Below are 19792 nucleotides of genomic sequence, written 5' to 3'. Positions count from 1 at the left end.
GATCAGAATTGTGAAATGTCAATTCTGATCTTCCAAAATTTTACATACATGAAAAAAATTACTGTATCTGTTTTCCAGTCTTATAAAACTACAGTCCCAAGTCGCTCAATTAACATCTGGGAGTGGTTGTTTTTGTCGAATAATAACAATAGTATTGTTGATATGATTCGTTCAACAACTGATGAAAATGAACGAAAACGTCTGAAATCATCATTGCCAGCTATCACGCCAAGCGGCATCTTTTCGGAAAGGAGAGCGAATAAATTGATTGCTCATTCAGGTCTTATTTGCATTGATATTGATGGAAAAGATAATCCAAATATCATGGATATGGGAGCACTCAAGAAAGAGCTTTCCAGTAACGACCATATCTTATATTGTGGGCTTTCTGTGAGTGGCAACGGTCTGTTCTGTCTTGTCCCGATAGCATACCCAGAGCAGCACAAAGGACACTTCTATGCCCTCCAAAAGGATTTTAAGGATATGGGTATAGTAATTGATGGCGGATGTAGTGATGTGAGTCGGTTAAGAGGCTATTCTTATGACGAAAATCCACATGTAAATCCAGAAGCTCTTTTGTATGAAAAAACGATGGAAGGAAGTATTAAAGTCAGCCACATCAATAATTCAGAAAGAACAACTCAAAAACAACAAGCAATGCAACAATCTCAACCAATCCAACCAATCGTACCAAACGATCCTCGTTCACTCAAAATGGCTTTATTTAAGCCGACGAATTTGGATACTATCAAGGTCAAGACAGAAACAATAAGTAAAATCCAGAAAGTAAGGTTACTAATAAATCATGTCATTGAAGGAAAAATTGATATAACAGAGAAATATGGTGATTGGGTCAAGATATGTTGCTATCTAAAGAATCATTTTGAAAAGGAAGAAGGAAGAGCTCTTTTTCATAAGGTCAGCAGCTTTTATTCCCGATATACTTATGAAGAAACTGATGAAAAATTCAGATCAATTCAAAAGGGAACTTATAGGCCAAACTCGGAAACTTTGCTTGAAATTGCCTCAAGATATGGTGTAGAAATAGAATTTGAATGACCCATGGTTTCATCCCTTTTCATCGCGTTGCACGGGCTAAGTGCAATTTTGGTGTTCCATAATAAAAAAGCGCTTGCAGAAAATCTCTGTAAGCGCTTGGTTTTAAGGGGTGGGCCCAACAGGGCTTGAACCTGTGACCCCCTGATTATGAGTCAGGTGCTACTAACCAACTGAGCTATAGGCCCATGTTTTGCGAAAGTTTTGTTACCTTTGCAAAGCGGATGCAAAGATATTCTTTTTCGTGGATTTCCGCAATAGGTTATAGTAAAAATTTTAAGAAATGATCGACTTTTCAAGTATCAAAGCACTCTTTTTTGATTTCGGCGGAGTGCTCATTAATCTGGATAAACAGCTTTGTCTCGACAATTTATATAAAATCACCGGATGCGATTTCTCCGAGATGGTGAGCAACTACCGGCAATCGGGCATCTTTCTGCGTTTTGAAAAAGGACTGGCGACCGAACAGGAATTTTATGAAGAGATACGCTCTGCTTCCAAATATCCGGTTACCGATGAGCAAATTCGTGACGCATGGGCTTCATTCCTGCTGAATGTTCCCGAAGAAAAAAAACATCTGTTACTTGCCTTGCGGAAGCTTTTTAAGGTATTTATGCTGAGTAACACTAATGTCGTTCATGTCAATTACAGCATGAACCGGAACTTTGATATTGACGGGCATTCCAGATATGATTATTTCGACAAGTGTTATTTTTCCAACGAGATTCACATGGCTAAGCCTGATCCTGAAATTTTTGAATATATCCTTAAGGATTCAGGGTTCAAACCGGAAGAATGCCTGTTTCTGGACGATGGAGAGAAGAACATTGAAGTTGCAGCTTCCATGGGTTTTCAAACATATCTGGTACAGCCCCGCGAAGATTTGAGACCGCTCTTCAAAAGCGTATTAAATACTGTTAAGACCATTTAATCGATACTGCATACTGTCGACTGATTACTATTTACTAACAACACCATGGCACAACACAATGAACTTGGCAAGGAAGGCGAAGAAGCTGCGGCCAATTATTTGATTAAACATGGCTATACAATCCGCCATCGCAACTGGTTTGCCGAGAAACTGGAACTGGACATTGTGGCCGAAAAGGATGGCTGGTTGGTGGTTGTTGAAGTCAAATCTCGCTCCACAGAGACATTTGAACATCCGGCTGATGCAATTACTGCCGCCAAAATTCGTCGTATCGTCATGGCTACCGATGCTTATATTCACCAGTATGCAATAGATATGCCGACTCGCTTTGATGTTATAGCCGCACTACCCTCTCCTAACGGCTATCGCATCGAACATATTGAAGATGCTTTTATCGCTCCGGTCAATTAAGAGACTTCGTTTTCTCCTTATCCCATTCGGCAGCAATTTTATCAAACTTATCACTGCATCCGTAGTGTCCCGTCAGAAGCAGTTCCACCCTGCGCAGCAATGTTACGTTGGAGATCGACTTGACGGCCTGATCTGTGTTCATATTGAAGAAGTCGTTGAACGGAACTATTTTCCCATGTTTGAGACCTAAAGCATCGCCGGTAAACAACCATCGGTTATTTACAAGGTAACACATCGAACCGGGGGTATGTCCGGGTGTGAGGATTCCTCTGATGCTGGTTGTGCCAATCATAAATGTTTCGCCGTCATTAATCAGCGTGTACTGGTTTCGGTCAATGCTATTGTGCATTCCTGCCGCTCTGGCAGTCTTACCGTTAATCATCTGTTCTTCCTCTTTCGAAAAACGCAGTTCGGCATTCTTGAAGAGTTTCAACGCGGCTGTATGATCTGCATCCGAGTGAGTAAGCAAAACAGACGTAACCCTGGCCGGATCTATCTTTAGTTGCTTCAGACCTTTTGCGATAGCCATCGCATCATTTCCGGCATCAATGGCAATATAATTGTCTCCATCTTTCACCAGATACATATTGACAAAAGAGTCGTTTATGGAATACAGTCCGTTTGCCAGTTCCTGCGTGGGACAAGGGCTCATCTTTTGGGTTTCCGATCTGAACTTAAAGAAATATATCAACCCAAGTACTATAACAATGAGCAAAACCGCCCCTGTGATGTATGCTAATTTTTTTACCAGTCTGTTCATACTAAATCCTTTCTCCATTTAGTGATAGTTGTACTGTCATTCCACCGACAACAATACAAAGTTCATAAAAATATCGGCAGATTGAACCACAAAAAAACTAAAACCGCGCCTGTTTTTCAACATGACGCGGTTCTTATATATCGGGGCAGTTTAATTGTCAACTGTCCATTATCAATTGTCAATTGCTTTACATTCTTTCCGGCACTTCGATTCCCAACAGACTCATGCCGGTTTTAATGACCTTGGCAATGTTGCGGGAGAGAGTGAGACGGAAGGCACGAAGCTGTTCGTTCTCCTCTTTAAGGATGGAGTGATCGTGATAGAACTGGTTGTATTCCTTTGCCAGATCGTAAACGTAGTTAGCCACCACGGCAGGAGAGTATTCGTCTCCGGCTTCTTTTACGATACTTGGGAAATCGGCCAGCATCTGCACAAGGCTAATCTCTTTTTCCGAAAGGTTCAACGCAGCATCAGCATCTACAGTAGCTACAAGCTGCATGTCGGCTGCCTTGCGGAGTACCGATTTGATACGGGCGTGAGTGTATTGAATGAAAGGGCCTGTATTGCCGTTGAAGTCGATCGATTCCTTCGGATTGAAAGTCATATTTTTGCGCGGATCGACCTTCAGAATAAAGTATTTCAAAGCGCCGAGTCCCACCATGCGGGCTATGTTTTCAGCCTCCTCTTCGGTGCAACCGTCAAGTTTGCCCAACTCCTGCGAAGTTTCGCGGGCGGTACCCACCATCTCTTCAATCAGGTCGTCGGCATCTACCACCGTACCTTCGCGGCTCTTCATCTTACCTTCGGGCAATTCTACCATTCCGTAAGAGAAATGCACGAGGTCTTTTCCCCATTTGAAGCCTAATTTGTCGAGCAAAATAGAGAGCACCTGAAAGTGGTAGTTTTGTTCGTTTCCCACCACATAGACCATTTTGTCTATAGGGAAATCGTCGAAACGCAGCTTGGCGGTACCGATATCCTGTGTCATGTAAACGGAAGTCCCGTCGGCACGGAGCAGCAGCTTTTCGTCCAGACCGTCGTTGGTAAGGTCAGCCCATACGGAACCGTCCTCGCGGCGATAGAACACACCTTTAGCAAGTCCTTCTTCCACCTTCGATTTTCCTTCGAGGTAAGTCTGCGATTCGTAGTATATCTTATCGAAGTCAACGCCCATTTTCTTGTAGGTTTCATCAAAACCGGCGTAAACCCAACCGTTCATCGTTTTCCAGAGATTGCGCACTTCTTCGTCACCGGCTTCCCATTTGCGAAGCATTTCCTGCGCTTCCACAATCATAGGAGCATTGCGTTTGGCATCTTCTTCGCTCTGTCCTTGCGCCATCAGTTCTTTGATCTGCGCTTTGTATTCCTGATCGAATTTCACGTAATAGTCGCCTACCAGGTGATCGCCTTTTTTGCCCGAAGAGGCTGGTGTTTCTCCGTTACCGAATTTTTGCCATGCCAGCATCGACTTGCAGATATGGATTCCGCGGTCATTTACAATATTGGTCTTGACCAATTTTTGTCCGTTTGCCTTTACGATTTCGCCAAGGCTGAAACCGAGCAGGTTATTACGGATATGGCCGAGGTGGAGGGGTTTATTGGTATTTGGCGATGAATATTCGATCATCACCAACGGAGATTCTTCTGTAGCACTTGCCGTACCGAAAGTATCGTTGGCATTGATAGCAGCCAGTGACTGCAACCAGTAATTCTGAGCAATACTAAGATTAAGAAAGCCTTTGATTACATTGAAAGAGGTGATAAGCGGCTCATTAGCTTTGAGGTATTCGCCGATTTCGTTGGCTGCCTGCTCGGGACCTTTACGTGCCGCTTTGGCAAACGGAAACACAACTACCGTGAGGTCGCCCTCAAACTCTTTTTTTGTTTTCTGTAACTGAACCGTTTTTGCATCGGTATCGGCTCCGTACAACTCTTTTACGGCAGTGATAACCGCCTGTGTGATTTTTGCTTCAATGCTCATTTTCGGATATTTTTTCGGGTTGCAAAGGTACGAAAAACAATTAACATTGAGTAATGAATGGCGTTTTTAGAAATGGGAAACGCAATAACTCAGTACTTTTAAGTTCAATCGTTTTCTTTTGAGACAGAACTTTTGATCCCGGAGCATAAACCGTTGACCTTCGAGGTCTGACTTTTGACTACAGAACCTATATCGTTGACCTTTTTGGTCAAACACTCTACCTTTTAGGCAGGAACTTTGACCTCCGAGGTGGATATCTTGACTTCCGGGCACAAAGCATTGACCTTTCAGGTCAAAATATCTACCTCAAACGGTATCTGCCGAACCTACAAGGTAGAAGGTCGAACCTCAGAAGGGATATTTCTACTGTTTTGCCTAATTTCTCTATCTTTGCAGCATGAACAACGGATTTATTATAGCGGGAACCAACAGCGGAAGCGGTAAAACCACCGTTACCATCGGCCTGATGCGGCTGCTCTGCCGACAGGGACTGCGTGTGACACCCTTCAAAACCGGTCCCGACTATATCGATCCGGCTTTTCACACCGTGGCTACGGCTACCGCTTCACACAACTTAGACACTTACCTTCTGGGCGAAGAGACTGCCCGCTACCTTTTTGCCAAATATACCCAAAACAGCGATATTGCGGTAGTGGAAGGAGTGATGGGCATGTTCGACGGTATTGGCGAAGAGGGCGGTGGAAGCACGGCCGAACTGGCACGGGCACTCGGTCTGCCGATAGTTCTGGTGGTGAGTTGCAAGGCGCTTTACCAGAGCGTGGCTGCCATTATAAACGGTTTTGCCCGCTTCGATGAACGGGTGCAGGTGACCGGTGTAATTCTTAACCATGTTTACAGCGACGAACAGTTCTCTTTTTTGCAGCGCTATATCGAGAGTCATTGCGGCGTAGCTTGTCTGGGTTACCTGCCACCCGACGGCAGCATCGGACTCGAAAGTCGTCATCTGGGACTGATACAGGCCGGAGAGGTAGAGACGTTGATCGAGAAAACCGACCGCATTGCCGACCTGATGGCACAACATATAGACATGACCCGTTTACTTGAGGTAACCCGTATTGACAGACAAACGGTTACGGTCTGCAAGCCCGCTGGTTTCGATATTCCCTTGCAGGGGTTAAAACTGGGGGTAGCCTACGATAAAGCCTTCAGCTTTTATTATCGTGCCAACCTCGATCTGCTGGAAGAGAACGGTGCCGAATTGCACTATTTCAGTCCGTTGGCCGATGTCGAATTACCAAAGGAAATCAACGCACTCTATCTGGGCGGCGGGTATCCCGAAGTGTTTGCCCGCGAACTGAGCGAAAACCGCACGATGCTCAAAAGCATCCACGATGCCGCCGAAAGCGGGATGCCGGTCTATGGCGAATGCGGCGGACTGATGTACCTTACCGAAGGTATTAGCCCCTCGAAGGGAGAGTTTTACCCCATGTGCGGAGTGTTCGGTTGTCGTACCGAAATGACTGCCCGTTTGCAGCACTTCGGCTATTGCCGGGTCGGCTGGGGCGATGTGCAGTCGTTGGCTCATGAGTTTCACCACTCGCAACTGATTCCTGCCTCCGAAACGCCCAATTATCACTTCAGTTTCGATATCGAAAAGCCGGAAAATCACCGTCGCTGGCAGGGCGGACTCTCCTACAGGAACGTGCTGGCGGGCTATCCGCATATTCATTTCTATTCCGATGCGGCGTTCTTCAGAAAACTTGCCGGATGGTGGAAGAACTAGTACGCAGTATTCAGTCATCAGTACGCAGTAGGGAAAAATATAAATAACCCGTAGTGCATTTGGGAGCAAATAAGTTTGTTTTGCGTTATAATACTACAACACAATCAAATATGTCATTTCAAAATAAATCCACTTATCAAACCCTACCCCCGTTCCGGGTACTTCCCTTCATCTGAAGGGAAGACGAACCAACGGTCAGCGTAAGCTAATCTGCAATTTTAGCAATGGATCGTAAAACAGTGCTAAAACTTCGCAAAGAGTGTTGTCCTCTTTGGTCCCGATAGCTATCGGGAGGGGACGAGCGAAGCGGAGGGGTTAGATAAGATTAAAATATGAATTATTTAATATACAGCCTATTATGATCTTTATTCCAAATACACTACGAGTATAAATAATTTACGCCGATGAATTTACGACTACAACTTGATACAACAAATATCAACTGGGATTTGGTGGTTCACATCCTTCAGAGTGCAGGTATGGCATATCACACTCCGGAAGTGCATGAGCGGGCATTTAATCGTAGCTATACCGTAGTATTTGTGTTTGATGATGAAAACCTCGTGGGTTTTGGAAGAGCTTTGTCGGACGGCGAATATCAGGCGGCAATTTACGATGTTGCCGTGCTCCCCGATTATCAGGGAAAAGGAATTGGCAAAATGATACTTCAAACCATTTTAGAGCATACCCCCAATTGCAATGTGATTTTATACGCCGCTCCCGGCAAGGAAAAATTCTATGAGAAAGAAAATTTCAGGAGAATGAAGACGGGAATGGCCCTGTTTGTGAATGGAGAAAGCATGAAAACAAAAGGGTTTACAGAATAGAAAGAGTAACGGATTTGAGGGTAATAACTACGCCATCGCTTCTTAATGCCTTAGCTTACAATTATCCTGCTGTAGTGGTGGAATTTTAGATTTTTGAAACCTTGGAATCTTACAATCTTCACTTTCTCAAATCTCCACATTTTCCACAAACGCTTCCAGTTCGGGAAAGAAGCCAGCAAAGCGTTCTTCCAATTCTACGTGATTTTGGCGGAGGAAAGCGATAGTCTCTTCAGGACAAACAGTTTTGCAATAATTGCTAATTTGATTCATTATTAGCGACTTGCATGCAACATTTTTGATATTAAATGCATCTATTTTTCATGATTCTATTTCACAATGAGCATAAAGCAAATTAATCTATGAAAATGAAAAATATAGTGCCATTTTTGATGATTTTATGTGCAATGTTGGTTTCTTGCAGTAAAACTGACGAAGCTAAAAACTTTTATAGCAACGATTATAGAACAGGACTTTGGGTAAACTCTACGCAAGATGATACTTTGCAATTCGTAGATGCTTCGCATATGATTCGAAAAGGCAAATATTTGACTATTCCTCAATCGTATATATACAAAATAGAGGATAACCGGCTAATTTTAGGGATAACAGATTTTTCCAGCTTTTCACAGCATGTCATTCTAAAAGTGGAGGGTAATTGTCTCCAACTTGACAATATGTACCCAGGTCCCGATTATTCAACACCAGAAACTTATTATAAAATGGTTGCAAAATAATTGCATATAATCCTCAAATCTCCACATTATTTACAAACGCTTCCAGTTCGGGAAAGAAGCTGGCGAAGCGTTCTTCCAGTTCTACGTGATTTTGGCGAAGAAAAGCGATAGTTTCTTCAGGACGAAGTGCCGGAATCTTGTAATTAGACATGATCGTAAACGACTCATTCAATCCCTCATAAGTGGCATAACGCATCAGGCGATTGGTAGAGATAAAATGCCAGATAAATCCTTTCACACGCGAGGGCAGATGCGGATAATAGCGAAGCATGGCGTAGTAAAAATTGACCGACACACACCGTAATGACTTTCCGTTCGAGTAGTGACGAAAACCGGAAGCGAGCAGGTGATCAAAGAAAACATCGGCAATAATTCCGGAATAGCGTCCGAATTCGGGTCGAAGCATGGCCACCGTGTCGAGCACCAGCGGATGGCTGTCGGTAAAGCTGTCAATTTGCCGGTGAAGCAGAATTCCCTGACGTATTTTTTCCGGATAATCTTCGTAACGATTCCCTTTTACAAAATCACCAATAAAATTTCCGACCTGACACTGACGATCGTCGCCCGAAAGATAAATATGCGCTAGATAGTTCATTCAATCGTAAATAGTAACCGGCAATGAGACTGACTGCCGGAAAAACAGGTACAAAGATAACGCGCATTTTCCGTAACATGATATAGCCATAGCACTGACACACCTCCGATTTTGCAGAATTAAAGAAACGTTACAAATTAAAAGAACAAGACCTATTTCAGTATCTATTTTCCACCAAAACAACCATCAAAACAAACAAAAACAAACTTTACCGCACAATTGCTATTATTTTGAATATTAAAAACGACAATAATAATCATTTTGTCAGCAAAACACACACCATTCCACCATTATCGTTATCTTTTATTGTAATAACGATACCGCAACCATGCAATAAATATCATTATGACATTTTAAAAGCCTTTTTCTTTCATTATTTCATTATTTGTGGCTTTTTTATATCTTTTTGCTTTCTAATTCGGGAAATATCTTCTATTTTTGCAACGTCTTAGAAAATACTATTGTCTTTTACTTTTTCCCGGTCTGCTACCATACAATACATAGCAGAATTATCGCTCCGGGTAACACAAAGCTCCCTTGTGCCTTAAAAATTTACACGTCTAAGTATGAAGAAAATCGAAGCAATTGTCCGCAAATCCAAATTTGAAGACGTAAAACAAGCCTTGTACGATGCCGGAATCGAATGGTTTTCCTATTGGGATATCACCGGTTTGGGTAAATCCACAGAAGAACAGGTCGTCAGAGGTCAGGTCTTCCAGTCAAAATACATCCAGCGCCGCATGTTGTCGGTCGTTGTCCGCGATGTGAACCTCGAAAAAACAATCAACGCCATCATTAATTCGGCCCGCACCGGTGACGCCGGCGACGGTAAAATCTTCGTTTCCGATATCGAAGGAACCTATCGTATCCGAACAGGTGAAAACGGTCCCGAAGCATTATACAACAAAGAAGAATAATGCTCTCACGGGAAATCTCCCGCACTTTCATCCAATTCCGGTAACGCTGTGTCGTTATTCCCTAAAAAAGTAAATTAGTTTTTATTCAACAATGAAAAAATCAATCCTGATTGCGGTAGGACTCCTTATCGCATGCACTTTCCCTGCACTTGCACAGGCAACAGCAGCCGTTGCCAATGTTCCTGCTCCTAAAGTAGATACGGGTGATACCGCCTGGGTTATCATGTCTGCCGCGCTGATTCTTTTAATGACGATTCCCGGTCTGGCGCTGTTTTACGGAGGCCTTGTTCGTCGTAAAAATATCCTGAACGTGATGATGCAATGTTTTATCATCACCGCCATTGTCAGCATCGAATGGATCGTATGTGGCTACAGCCTTTCTTTCAGCAGTTCTAAAGGCGCATTAGCTCCGTTTATCGGAGGCCTCGACTGGTCGTTCCTCAATGGCATCGGCATTGGCGACCTGAGCCCCTACTTCATCTCACACGCCCAGGCAACCGGAAAAATAGTGAATGGAGTCCCCGAAATGACCGGCACCATTCCTCACATTGTTTACATCATGTATCAGTGCATGTTTGCCGTCATTACTCCGGCCGTTGTCATCGGAGCATTTGCAGAACGCATCAATTTCAAGGGATTTCTCGTATTCACGTTATTGTGGTCTATCTTCGTTTACAATCCTATTGCTCACTGGGCATGGTCGGCTGACGGCTGGCTTGCCAAACTGGGACTGATGGATTTTTCGGGCGGTACCGTTGTTGAAATCAACTCCGGTATCACGGCCATCGTCACCGTTTTATTACTAGGACGTCGCCGCGACTATCAGGGTCACGCCATTCCCCCGCACAACATTCCTTTCGTGGCCATCGGTGCAGCTCTGCTCTGGTTCGGATGGATCGGCTTCAATGCCGGTAGCGGACTGAGCGCCGACTTTCTGGCCGGCAATGCGTTTCTGACCACTCACATGGCTACTGCCGTTGCTGCTTTTGTATGGGCTATCCTTGACTGGATTGTAGGTAAAAAACCGACCGTGGTAGGTATCTGCACCGGCGCCGTTGCCGGTTTGGTAGCCATCACTCCTGCCAATGGCTTTGTAGATGTAAAAGGCGCTATGATCATCGGACTGGTTGCTACCGTAATCTGCTTCATGATGGTTGCGTTTGTAAAGGTGAAACTTGGCTACGACGACTCGCTCGACGTGTTCGGTATCCACGGGATTGCGGGTATTGTCGGGACTCTTTGTACCGGATTGTTTGCCACTCCGGCAGTGACTAAATATTTTGCCACCGCAGGCAGCCACCCCGGCGCCGGACTCTTTTACGACAATGCACATCAATTTCTGGTACAGCTTATGGGCGTAGGCGCCACCATCGCCTTCTCCGCTGCCGGAACCTTCATACTATTCAAGCTGGTACAGCTTACCATCGGCATCCGTGCAACCGATAAGGAAGAAGCACTCGGTCTCGACGAATCGTACCACGCAGAAACAGGGTATACCTACTTCGATTGATACCAGAACCAGTTTTGCTTTTGTTAAAAGCGCTTGTGGCACATGCTGCAGGCGCTTTTTCGTTGCCGGCAAACTTATTTCATGGTCGCTCCTTCCAATTACCAACATACCATTACATCACAGCATCTACCCTCTCCTATTCTATCTTCCGAAACAAAATCAGAATAATCCGTCCGACTCTGGAAATCATCATCCGTAAAAATAAAGATTAACCAAAAACAATGTATATTGAAAACAAATTTGTAGTTTTGAAGCGGAAATAGTTAAACTGCGTTTGCTGCGATTTGTGCAATAAAATGATAGGAATAATGCTCCCGCAACCAACGGTCACGACCAACGGGAGTAAACTACCAATGTCCATAGCCTCGGTCGTTATGGGGTATAATAAAAAAATGAACGGAGATTTTGAAAAACACATAATGCAATTAGTGATTCCTGAAGGAATGATACCTCAAGATGAAACTAAAATCGTATCTGAATTACACGAATATTGTCGTAAACAGACACCTCAAAATCTATTTAGATATAGAACCTGTTCTGACTATCATATTAAAGCATTTGAAAATGATGAGATATGGTTGACAAAACCTACGATGTTTAATGACCCTCACGATTCATATTTATATATAAACAAAAAAGAGATATTAGATTTCTTTGTCAATGGAATGAGTAAAAGCAAAAGCTATACACATATACAAAATCTATTGAACAAGATTGAATATAAAGAAGAAATGATTGAAAAGTGTGGTGCTGAATTTGTCGAACAAAATATTAGGAATGCAACTACTAATGGCAAGCCAATTGAGCTATCCGATTATGAGATTGAATTGCAAAAGAATTTTCATTCTTATAGAATTAATTTAATAACAAAGTTGTGTAAGGAAAGTATAAAAGAATCCGCTCTTGTAGGTTGCTTCAGTGAATCTGTTGAATCAACTTTAATGTGGTCCCATTATGCTGACAACCACAAAGGATTCTCATTAAATTATAATTTTCAAGAGCTCTACTCTGTAGACATTGGTGAGGGAGGGATAAAAGCTAGTTTATTTCTTGACAAAAAATTATTCCCTGTAATTTATTCTAAAAATCGTTATGATGCTACGAAATATTTAGAGTTTCATTTTATGATGGATATTTATAGATTAAGAGGAATTACTTTCAATGACCCTTTTTATGATAAACTTTTTTATTACAAATGGTTACTATTTAAATCATTAGATTGGTCATATGAACGAGAATGGAGAATAATAAAACTGATGGATAACAATATAGACCATAAAAAACCTGACTTTGCTTGCGTCACGCGCATTCCTCCTAAAGAAATATATTTTGGCGCAGAAATTTCCAAAGAAAATCAGCTTAAATTAACCTCTATTGCAAGAAAAAAAGGAATCAGAATTTTTAAAATGGAGATTGCAGATGATGAGAAAGAATTTAAATTAAATAGTATTGAGCTGTAAATAGACAAATTACACCCAATAATACACGCCTATGTCCATTGGCGGGTTGACGTGGTTTGCGGGGTGTTAGCACCAATTATAAAACCGGTATGAAAAACTGTATTGCAATCGTCTTGATATTGTTTCTTGTTTCCTGCAAAAGTGAAGCAAAGAAAAATGAAACCACCACATCTGATATCAATAGGACTATTTCAGCTGATTCATTGAAATCGACACCAGGTCAAGCCTTTGACTGGTCCATGCCTAAAAAATTATTAGATGAATTTAGAAAAGATTTAGTTGATTCTAAAAACCGAAAGGATTTGGCTTTGGTCACATTTCTAAATAGATACAAAGAGCTAACTGTACGATTTTCTGATTCTCTTTATCATCGACCAAATTATGCGGATTTGAATACATTGTCTTATTCCGAAGATGGGAAAATTTCTAAAAATGCGTTAGAATTCAAAAGGAAAGTAATAAATAGTGGCTTCAATTTAACCAGCTCTGAGGGCGATACTTACGTTATTGAGAATACAGGTTTTATAAAGAATGGTACCTTCAAATATCTTGACAAGATTTCCATTGATTTCCTGAATTTGTACTGCAATGAAATTGATACGGTCTGTTGTGATGATGCTGCCATTGTTATTCCACTAGAAATTCTCATAAACCGTGCATATAAATGGGGTGAAATGACGAATAGGGTTTCAAATACTGCATATCAAAAGATTGCTCTTGAAAATTACAAAGATTATTTATTTTTGATTTTCTTCGGAGTTGATAATACTCTTGCATTTGACGGAGAAGTAAATAAGTACAATCAGAAGCTGTTTGATTTAATGATAAGTCAGATTAAAAAACACCCTTTATCAAAGGCTTCAATTGATTTCAAACAATTCACCTCGCTTTTAATAAAGGAGAATTATCAAAAGACAAGTGCGATTGAAAAATTTATAAAATTGAAGACGAAAAAATAACTGGTGCCAACATCATCTATAAGGCAGTACCTGGAACTAAACAACGGTTAAATCTGCAACAAGAGGGGGCACTTAGCCTGCGGAACGTCCACATTAGCCTTGCTGATTTTCAATTCACTTTGTCGCAGAGCGACAGTGAATGCTCCCTCAAACTGCCAATGCCCATAGCCGCGACTGTTAGCGGGCATTATAAAAAAATAAGCAACCATTTAAGACTGAAAAACAATATATAATGAGAAATTTAATATCAATACTTCTTGTTATCTCTCTAACAACCAGCTTCGGTCAGCAACAGAAACAAATAACTTTTAAAAAGAGTGATTATCCAATTTCGAGATTTACTTTGAGGACAATCGCCTCAAACTTTGGGCAAGTGAAAATTATTACCACCACAGTATCACCAAAAGCAAGTTCTGACAGTTTTTTATGTCGCTCTTGGTTGATAATACAAAAGAACGACAAAATATTAACTAGAAAGTTCTATGATATTGATCCGGTAGGTGGTTGTTCCGGACTGTTTTTTCCACCCACTCAACTATTGGACAACTACTTTATATTGTCAAAGTTTGGCGACTATGATGGAGAAACTTTACTCGTTGATAAGACAGGAAAATTAATTGTGTTGGCCGGTGGTTCATTTTCAATCTCAGCAGACAAAAAGTATATTTTTTCAGTTTGGGATAGTGACCTTTCAGGAATTACAATTTTCGACCTTACAAGCGGAAAAACTATTTTGAGTAGAGATATAGAGGGAGACAAACGTTACGGTGACTTCTATTTTCAAGATGGGAAATATTATATAAGCTATGTTGAAGACAATACCGTAGGCGAAATTGATTTACATAACAAGAAAATTATTGCCTCAAAAAAGAAATCAGGCTTTCTAAAGCAGACAAACAAATTAAAAATTTACAATGGTGTCCAGACATTGCCAAAGTGTAACTGTGGAAGTTAGTAAAGTGTTGTTTATTTGGTCTCTTATTTTGAGTAAATTAAAGAAATGACAATGAGAAACAAAAAAAATCTGATGGAGCAAGTATTTCAGATTCTCGTTCAAGCTTAACGAAGTGTAGCTTGGATGTATAATAGAATCAGTTTACAACTGATTAGCTTCTTTGATTTTTAATTCCCTTTGTTGCTGTGCGACAGTGAACGCTCCCGCCACCAACGGTCACGACCAAAGGGAGTAAACCACCAAATGCCCATAGCCTCAGTCGTTATGGCTCATTATAAAAAAAATGAAGCTCGTTCGTGGTGAAAAATGAGCCGTATTTCATATATTTGTGAGCTAAAACATAAAATTATGCCAGAAACGAGACAAATAGAGATTTTAAATTTTATACAGAACCACGCAAACTGTTCTTCAAGCGAAATTCATAAAGAATTTGAAACTTCGATTAGCTATGCGACTGTTAAACGAATTCTATCTCAACTTCTAACCGAGAAATACATAATCTCGGAAGGAAAAGGGAAAGGAACAAGATACTTTATTTCACCGTCTTACGAATTGTTGTATTCGATTGATTTAGACAGTTATTACGAAAAAGAAATTGACGAAAGACAAATTAAGGAAGAGTTCAACTTAGACATTTTTGATTTGCTAGGCAAAACAGCGATTTTGAACGAAACAGAGCTTAAGAAACTATCGGACTTACAACAAAAATACACTGAAAATATTTCGCAACTGTCAGATTTCGAATTTAAAAAGGAACTTGAGCGTCTTGCCATTGATTTAAGTTGGAAGTCGTCTCAAATTGAGGGAAATACCTACTCTTTGCTTGAGACTGAAAGATTACTTAAAGACAAAGAAACAGCTGCCGGCAAAACGAAAGAAGAAGCAATTATGCTTCTGAATCACAAAGATGCAATTGACTTCATTGTCGAAAATCCGGATTATGTAATCCCCTTATCGATTATGAAAATCGAAGACATACACAGCTTACTTATAAAAGATCTCGCTGTTGACAAGCACTTAAGAAAACGTCGAGTTGGTATCTCTGGAACCAATTATCGACCGCTTGACAATGAATTTCAGATACGTGAAGCATTAGAATCTGCTTGTAAGCTGGTGAATATGAAAGAAAATATATTTGAAAAAGCACTCTTGATTTTAGTGTTGATTTCATACATTCAACCATTTATGGACGGAAACAAAAGGACAGCACGAATTGTAAGCAACGCTATTTTGATGAATTACAAACATTGTCCAATTTCATTTAGAACAGTTGACTCCGTAGACTACAAGAAAGCAATGTTACTCTTTTACGAACAAAACAACATATCGAGATTTAAAGAGATATTTATTAACCAGTTTGAATTTGCGGTTAAGACATATTTCTGAAACGATAAATATAAAAATAACGAAGCCATAACACACATCCATGTTAATTGGCTGGCTGCATCGCATTTAGTAATATTTGCACCCGCATTAGCCTACTGATTTTCAATTCACTTTGTCGGCAATTGTCAGTGCGATGATTGAACCGGATTTAGCTGATGACACAGATTTCAATCTGTTTTATCTGTAATTCTGGTATAATCAGTACTTAGACAATGTGAGGTGAATGCTTCCGAAAACCAATAAACACTCAGACCCTGCATCTTCATCAACTGCGCAAAAAGATTTCCTGATGTTTTTGCGCTGTTTGTTGTTAAAATGCTTTGTAGAAAAACGGGAAATTCCAATTAGAATTTGCATTCCAAACAAATGGCTTCTTGTTATTTCTATTTTTTGCATGAATACCACAAAGCTTTAGTCTTCAAACCTGTAACATTTCGGATACTGTACTTACAGAAGAAAAAAGATGTAATTGCTTTTATTTCAAGCAATAACACAGTCCAAAATTTAAACCCTTACGACATAAATGAGTCTTATTAACTAACGTCCGGTTTGCAATGTCAATCCACGTTATGATAACCTTATTTTTAATATGAAGAGACTAACACTATTATCGATTGTCGTAGTATTATTGGCGGCATTTAGCCATTCTTCGGCTCAGGAGTTGAAACTCAACGATCTTGAGTATTTCGAAAAGCAGGGCGTTAATGTTCTTGTGTACAGCAATCTTTTTACCGGAGGGTTTAACGATGAGAAGAACGCCGGTATCGAATTGATCCACCATGGTGTCAGAACTGCACAAGGCGGTGCCGTTCGGCTTTCTAATACTCCCGAGCAGTGGGATCTTGTACCTTCGGTGACCGACCGAAAAGTAGATCGTGCTACCAATACCATTGAGGTCTCTTTGCACTATAAAGATTTCGATTTCGACTCGCGCGTGGTTGCCACAGCGAAAGGCAACAGCGTTGAAATATCCGTTTACCTCGACAAACCAGTTCCGAAATTTCTCGAAGGCAAAGCCGGGTTTAATCTGGAATTTCTTCCCTCTCAATACTGGTCGAAGGCCTATCTGATGGATGGCCGCTTTAACCGTTTCCCCCGCTATGCAGTGAGCAACACCGTTGCGAAACCCAACAGCGAAAAAATCAAGCAATACAAAGGATATGTAACTGCCGACGACAGAGGTACCGGTAAATTTGTAGATCCGCTCCCTCTCGAAACCGGTCACACCCTACTGCTTGCGCCCGATGAGCCGAGTCGCCTGATGAAAATCACCTCTCCGGATGCCAATCTGATGCTCTTCGACGGACGTATGCTGGCGCAAAACGGTTGGTTTGTAGTTCGCAGCCTTCTTCCGGCAGGCAAAACAGGCAAGGTGCTGACCTGGACTGTCGAGCCTAATGCCATTAAAGGTTGGATACGCGAACCAAACATCGGGATATCTCAGGTGGGTTACACTCCTTCGCAACCGAAAGTCTCGGTGATCGAACTCGACAAGAATGACAAACCGCTTGTAAAAGCGTCGTTGTATAAAATAGACGAAACCGGTAATGCTTCCGAGGTATTTAGCGACAATGTGGTATCGTGGGGCGATTATTATAAATATCACTATGCGAAATTCGATTTCTCTTCGGTTAAAACACCCGGAATCTACTACATTCAGTACGGTAACACCAAAACCAATAATTTCTTAATAGACAACAGTGTTTACGACAAGATAACCGATGCAACCAGCGATGTGTGGATTCCGATCCATATGGATCATATGTATGTAAAAGAGGGTTACAGGGTATGGCATGGTGAACCCTTCAAAGATGGTTATCTGCAGGCTCCGCCCAATACTGATCACTTCGACCTGCACTCTCAGGGACCGACAACCGACACAAAATACAAAGCGCTGGAGCTGATTCCCGGATTAAACGTTGGCGGTTTTTTCGATGCAGGCGATTTTGATATAGAGACAGAATCGAACATTAACGTCGTGGAAAACTTTGTGCAGACATGGGACTATTTCAAACCCTCGCGCGATGAAACCTTCGTTGACGAAAAGCATCGTTATGTCGACCTTCACCGTCCGGATGGAACGCCCGACGTGTTGCAGTTTATCGAGCACGGCACACTGAACCTGGTAGCTCAGGCCGAAAAAATCGGACACATGGCACAAACGCTTTCGAATTCAGTGCTGGATAATTACCATCACCTTGGCGATGCCGCATCTATCACCGACGGCCTTCCCTATAATCCGAAACTCGGTCCTTACGAAATAGCTCCTGACGGGCGCTCAAGTGGAGTAAAGGATGATATGTGGGCCTTTACAAGCCGTAATCCGCGTCTCGACCTTCAGGCAGCCACTATGTTTGCTGCGGCAAGCCGGGCTTTGAAGGGATATAACGATGATCTTGCTGCAAGAGCATTGCAACAGTCGAAACGATTACAACAAGAGGCAACGGAACTGCTTGCCAAACAGCCCAAAGATAATATGCGCAGAGGTTTCGGAACGGCGGATGCAGCCACAAATCTCCAACTCTATATTGCTACAGGAGAAAAACAATACATCGATAAATTTCAGGAACTTTTGTGGCCGGCTCTTGATCGCAACGTAACGTTCGGTCTGCTCACGGCATTGGACGCCATTCCCCACATGGACGCATCCTACAAAGAAAAGCTCCGCCCCTATGTGGTGAAATACAACGACTATATCAAAGGACTTGAAAAGCAAAATCCTTACGGAGTGCCTATCGGTTTGGGTAACTGGGCTGGAAACGGACTCTTGTTGAATTTTGGCACCACCGTTTGCTTTGCCAACAAATATTTCCCCGACATTGTGGATGTCAGCAATATTTACAAGGTGTCCAACTGGTTATTCGGTTGCCATCCATACCACAACTATTCGTTTGTGGCCACCGTGGGTGCCACGCGACCCAAAGCCGTTTTTTATGGCAATAACCGCGCCGACTTCTCAGCTATTCCTGGCAATGTAGCTCCGGGTGTATTATTCAGAAATCCCGACCACTTTGAAAACTACGACGACTGGCCATTTTTGTGGGGAGAAAACGAGGGTACCATTGCCGGAAATACCAGTTACTTGATTTTTGGATCAGTATTTAAGAATCTGGCGAAATAAGCCGTCGCTTTTTGGTCTCGCTACAATAGACATTATCCGTTTAGTTCATTTCTTAATTTTAGCATTTGACCTCTCCCCTAACCCCTCTCCCGAAGAGAGGGGAAAAATCTGCAAAATGAATTGAATTCTATATATTTCACAGCCTTGCTCCTCCTCCCCTTGGGGGAGGAGGTTGGGAGGAGAGGTCTGCAATTGAAATTTGTCCACTATTATTTAATGATCGCGACAAAAGAGCAAAAACACATTTTCTCTGGAAAACGCGGCTGTTTTTGACGATACTTTTCAGAGGAAAAACAGCAAAACAGGAAACGAAAAAGAACATCTTATATAAAAATTCAACCAAACAGACCATGAACAGACAACTCAGATCCCCCACTCGAAGAAGCACGTCCTTGACAATTTGAAAAAATCAACAACTGTTATTCTGAAAGGGAAGATATCCGAT

The 19792-nt window shown here is 41.8% G+C and carries 18 protein-coding genes and 1 tRNA gene; 14 read left to right on the top strand and 5 right to left on the bottom strand.

Annotated elements, in window-relative coordinates; all coding sequences use genetic code 11:
- Positions 1 to 48: 48 nt before the first annotated feature.
- On the top strand, positions 49 to 1059 hold the full coding sequence (locus tag F8N35_RS10510; RefSeq protein ID WP_293052459.1) for a BT4734/BF3469 family protein: 1011 nt from the start codon (positions 49 to 51) through the stop codon (positions 1057 to 1059).
- 110 nt (positions 1060 to 1169) lie between these two features.
- Here F8N35_RS10510 and F8N35_RS10505 read toward each other — a convergent pair.
- Positions 1170 to 1244 (bottom strand) — tRNA-Ile (locus tag F8N35_RS10505).
- A 95-nt stretch (positions 1245 to 1339) separates the two neighbouring features.
- Between F8N35_RS10505 and F8N35_RS10500 the strand changes: the two genes are divergently transcribed.
- Together F8N35_RS10500 and F8N35_RS10495 are read left to right on the top strand one after the other, a co-directional pair.
- Positions 1340 to 1987 carry an HAD family phosphatase gene (locus tag F8N35_RS10500; protein ID WP_293052456.1) on the top strand — a complete coding sequence of 216 codons (648 nt, stop codon included), beginning with the start codon at positions 1340 to 1342 and terminating at the stop codon, positions 1985 to 1987.
- A 45-nt stretch (positions 1988 to 2032) separates the two neighbouring features.
- Positions 2033 to 2398 (top strand): YraN family protein, encoded by a 366-nt coding sequence (locus F8N35_RS10495; protein ID WP_293052453.1) that lies wholly within the window; start codon positions 2033 to 2035, stop codon positions 2396 to 2398.
- On the opposite strand, the gene F8N35_RS10490 is transcribed toward F8N35_RS10495, so the two are convergent.
- Together F8N35_RS10490 and argS are read right to left on the bottom strand one after the other, a co-directional pair.
- Positions 2391 to 3176, bottom strand: coding sequence for an MBL fold metallo-hydrolase (locus F8N35_RS10490; protein WP_293052450.1), 786 nt, complete (start codon positions 3174 to 3176; stop codon positions 2391 to 2393). The genes F8N35_RS10495 and F8N35_RS10490 overlap by 8 nt on opposite strands.
- A gap of 169 nt (positions 3177 to 3345) precedes the next feature.
- The gene (gene argS / locus F8N35_RS10485) at positions 3346 to 5139 is read right to left on the bottom strand and encodes an arginine--tRNA ligase (RefSeq protein ID WP_293052448.1); all 1794 of its coding nucleotides are present in this window, start codon (positions 5137 to 5139) and stop codon (positions 3346 to 3348) included.
- Between the two features lie 397 nt (positions 5140 to 5536).
- Here argS and F8N35_RS10480 point away from each other — a divergent pair, with 397 nt between their 5' ends.
- Positions 5537 to 6883 carry a cobyrinate a,c-diamide synthase gene (locus tag F8N35_RS10480; RefSeq protein WP_293052445.1) on the top strand — a complete coding sequence of 449 codons (1347 nt, stop codon included), beginning with the start codon at positions 5537 to 5539 and terminating at the stop codon, positions 6881 to 6883.
- Positions 6884 to 7287: 404 nt separating this feature from the next.
- The gene (locus tag F8N35_RS10475; RefSeq protein ID WP_293052442.1) at positions 7288 to 7710 is read left to right on the top strand and encodes a GNAT family N-acetyltransferase; all 423 of its coding nucleotides are present in this window, start codon (positions 7288 to 7290) and stop codon (positions 7708 to 7710) included.
- A gap of 126 nt (positions 7711 to 7836) precedes the next feature.
- Here F8N35_RS10475 and F8N35_RS10470 read toward each other — a convergent pair whose 3' ends face one another.
- Positions 7837 to 7980 carry a hypothetical protein gene (locus tag F8N35_RS10470; protein ID WP_293052439.1) on the bottom strand — a complete coding sequence of 48 codons (144 nt, stop codon included), beginning with the start codon at positions 7978 to 7980 and terminating at the stop codon, positions 7837 to 7839.
- Between the two features lie 95 nt (positions 7981 to 8075).
- Here F8N35_RS10470 and F8N35_RS10465 point away from each other — a divergent pair, with 95 nt between their 5' ends.
- Entirely contained in the window at positions 8076 to 8444 is a 369-nt protein-coding gene (locus F8N35_RS10465) for a hypothetical protein (protein ID WP_293052436.1), read from the top strand.
- Between the two features lie 13 nt (positions 8445 to 8457).
- Here the strand turns inward: F8N35_RS10465 and F8N35_RS10460 are convergent, their stop codons facing one another.
- Entirely contained in the window at positions 8458 to 9039 is a 582-nt protein-coding gene (locus F8N35_RS10460) for an ACP phosphodiesterase (protein WP_293052433.1), read from the bottom strand.
- 566 nt (positions 9040 to 9605) lie between these two features.
- On the opposite strand from F8N35_RS10460, the gene F8N35_RS10455 reads away from it, so the two are divergent.
- From F8N35_RS10455 to F8N35_RS10420, 8 genes are all read left to right on the top strand, one after another.
- Positions 9606 to 9956 carry a P-II family nitrogen regulator gene (locus F8N35_RS10455; protein ID WP_068704862.1) on the top strand — a complete coding sequence of 117 codons (351 nt, stop codon included), beginning with the start codon at positions 9606 to 9608 and terminating at the stop codon, positions 9954 to 9956.
- 91 nt (positions 9957 to 10047) lie between these two features.
- Complete coding sequence (locus F8N35_RS10450) at positions 10048 to 11466, top strand: ammonium transporter (protein WP_293052427.1); 1419 nt, start codon at positions 10048 to 10050, stop codon at positions 11464 to 11466.
- Entirely contained in the window at positions 11463 to 11678 is a 216-nt protein-coding gene (locus F8N35_RS10445) for a hypothetical protein (RefSeq protein WP_293052425.1), read from the top strand. The genes F8N35_RS10450 and F8N35_RS10445 overlap by 4 nt, the downstream gene beginning before the upstream one ends.
- Positions 11679 to 11858: 180 nt before the next feature.
- Entirely contained in the window at positions 11859 to 12926 is a 1068-nt protein-coding gene (locus F8N35_RS10440) for a DUF2971 domain-containing protein (protein ID WP_293052423.1), read from the top strand.
- Positions 12927 to 13015: 89 nt separating this feature from the next.
- The gene (locus F8N35_RS10435) at positions 13016 to 13885 is read left to right on the top strand and encodes a hypothetical protein (protein WP_293052421.1); all 870 of its coding nucleotides are present in this window, start codon (positions 13016 to 13018) and stop codon (positions 13883 to 13885) included.
- A gap of 232 nt (positions 13886 to 14117) precedes the next feature.
- A complete protein-coding gene (locus F8N35_RS10430; RefSeq protein WP_293052418.1) occupies positions 14118 to 14840 on the top strand; it encodes a hypothetical protein in 723 nt (240 codons plus the stop codon).
- Between the two features lie 348 nt (positions 14841 to 15188).
- Positions 15189 to 16226 carry a Fic family protein gene (locus F8N35_RS10425; protein WP_293052415.1) on the top strand — a complete coding sequence of 346 codons (1038 nt, stop codon included), beginning with the start codon at positions 15189 to 15191 and terminating at the stop codon, positions 16224 to 16226.
- Positions 16227 to 16815: 589 nt separating this feature from the next.
- A complete protein-coding gene (locus tag F8N35_RS10420; RefSeq protein WP_293052412.1) occupies positions 16816 to 19347 on the top strand; it encodes a glycoside hydrolase family 9 protein in 2532 nt (843 codons plus the stop codon).
- The last annotated feature ends 445 nt before the right edge of the window (positions 19348 to 19792 follow it).

The organism is Paludibacter sp., assembly GCF_009712605.1.
Lineage (GTDB): Bacteria > Bacteroidota > Bacteroidia > Bacteroidales > Paludibacteraceae > Microbacter.
Note: the sequence above shows the minus strand (reverse complement) of the source record. Positions and strands in the feature narration are given on the sequence as shown.

Bases quoted from the DNA above. Each gene is read 5' to 3' on its own strand.
- F8N35_RS10510 (WP_293052459.1), top strand. From the start codon at position 49: ATGAAAAAAATTACTGTATCTGTTTTCCAGTCTTATAAAACTACAGTC.
- F8N35_RS10500 (WP_293052456.1), top strand. From the start codon at position 1,340: ATGATCGACTTTTCAAGTATCAAAGCACTCTTTTTTGATTTCGGCGGA.
- F8N35_RS10495 (WP_293052453.1), top strand. From the start codon at position 2,033: ATGGCACAACACAATGAACTTGGCAAGGAAGGCGAAGAAGCTGCGGCC.
- F8N35_RS10490 (WP_293052450.1), bottom strand. From the start codon at position 3,176: ATGGAGAAAGGATTTAGTATGAACAGACTGGTAAAAAAATTAGCATAC.
- argS (WP_293052448.1), bottom strand. From the start codon at position 5,139: ATGAGCATTGAAGCAAAAATCACACAGGCGGTTATCACTGCCGTAAAA.
- F8N35_RS10480 (WP_293052445.1), top strand. From the start codon at position 5,537: ATGAACAACGGATTTATTATAGCGGGAACCAACAGCGGAAGCGGTAAA.
- F8N35_RS10475 (WP_293052442.1), top strand. From the start codon at position 7,288: ATGAATTTACGACTACAACTTGATACAACAAATATCAACTGGGATTTG.
- F8N35_RS10470 (WP_293052439.1), bottom strand. From the start codon at position 7,980: ATGAATCAAATTAGCAATTATTGCAAAACTGTTTGTCCTGAAGAGACT.
- F8N35_RS10465 (WP_293052436.1), top strand. From the start codon at position 8,076: ATGAAAAATATAGTGCCATTTTTGATGATTTTATGTGCAATGTTGGTT.
- F8N35_RS10460 (WP_293052433.1), bottom strand. From the start codon at position 9,039: ATGAACTATCTAGCGCATATTTATCTTTCGGGCGACGATCGTCAGTGT.
- F8N35_RS10455 (WP_068704862.1), top strand. From the start codon at position 9,606: ATGAAGAAAATCGAAGCAATTGTCCGCAAATCCAAATTTGAAGACGTA.
- F8N35_RS10450 (WP_293052427.1), top strand. From the start codon at position 10,048: ATGAAAAAATCAATCCTGATTGCGGTAGGACTCCTTATCGCATGCACT.
- F8N35_RS10440 (WP_293052423.1), top strand. From the start codon at position 11,859: ATGAACGGAGATTTTGAAAAACACATAATGCAATTAGTGATTCCTGAA.
- F8N35_RS10435 (WP_293052421.1), top strand. From the start codon at position 13,016: ATGAAAAACTGTATTGCAATCGTCTTGATATTGTTTCTTGTTTCCTGC.
- F8N35_RS10430 (WP_293052418.1), top strand. From the start codon at position 14,118: ATGAGAAATTTAATATCAATACTTCTTGTTATCTCTCTAACAACCAGC.
- F8N35_RS10425 (WP_293052415.1), top strand. From the start codon at position 15,189: ATGCCAGAAACGAGACAAATAGAGATTTTAAATTTTATACAGAACCAC.
- F8N35_RS10420 (WP_293052412.1), top strand. From the start codon at position 16,816: ATGAAGAGACTAACACTATTATCGATTGTCGTAGTATTATTGGCGGCA.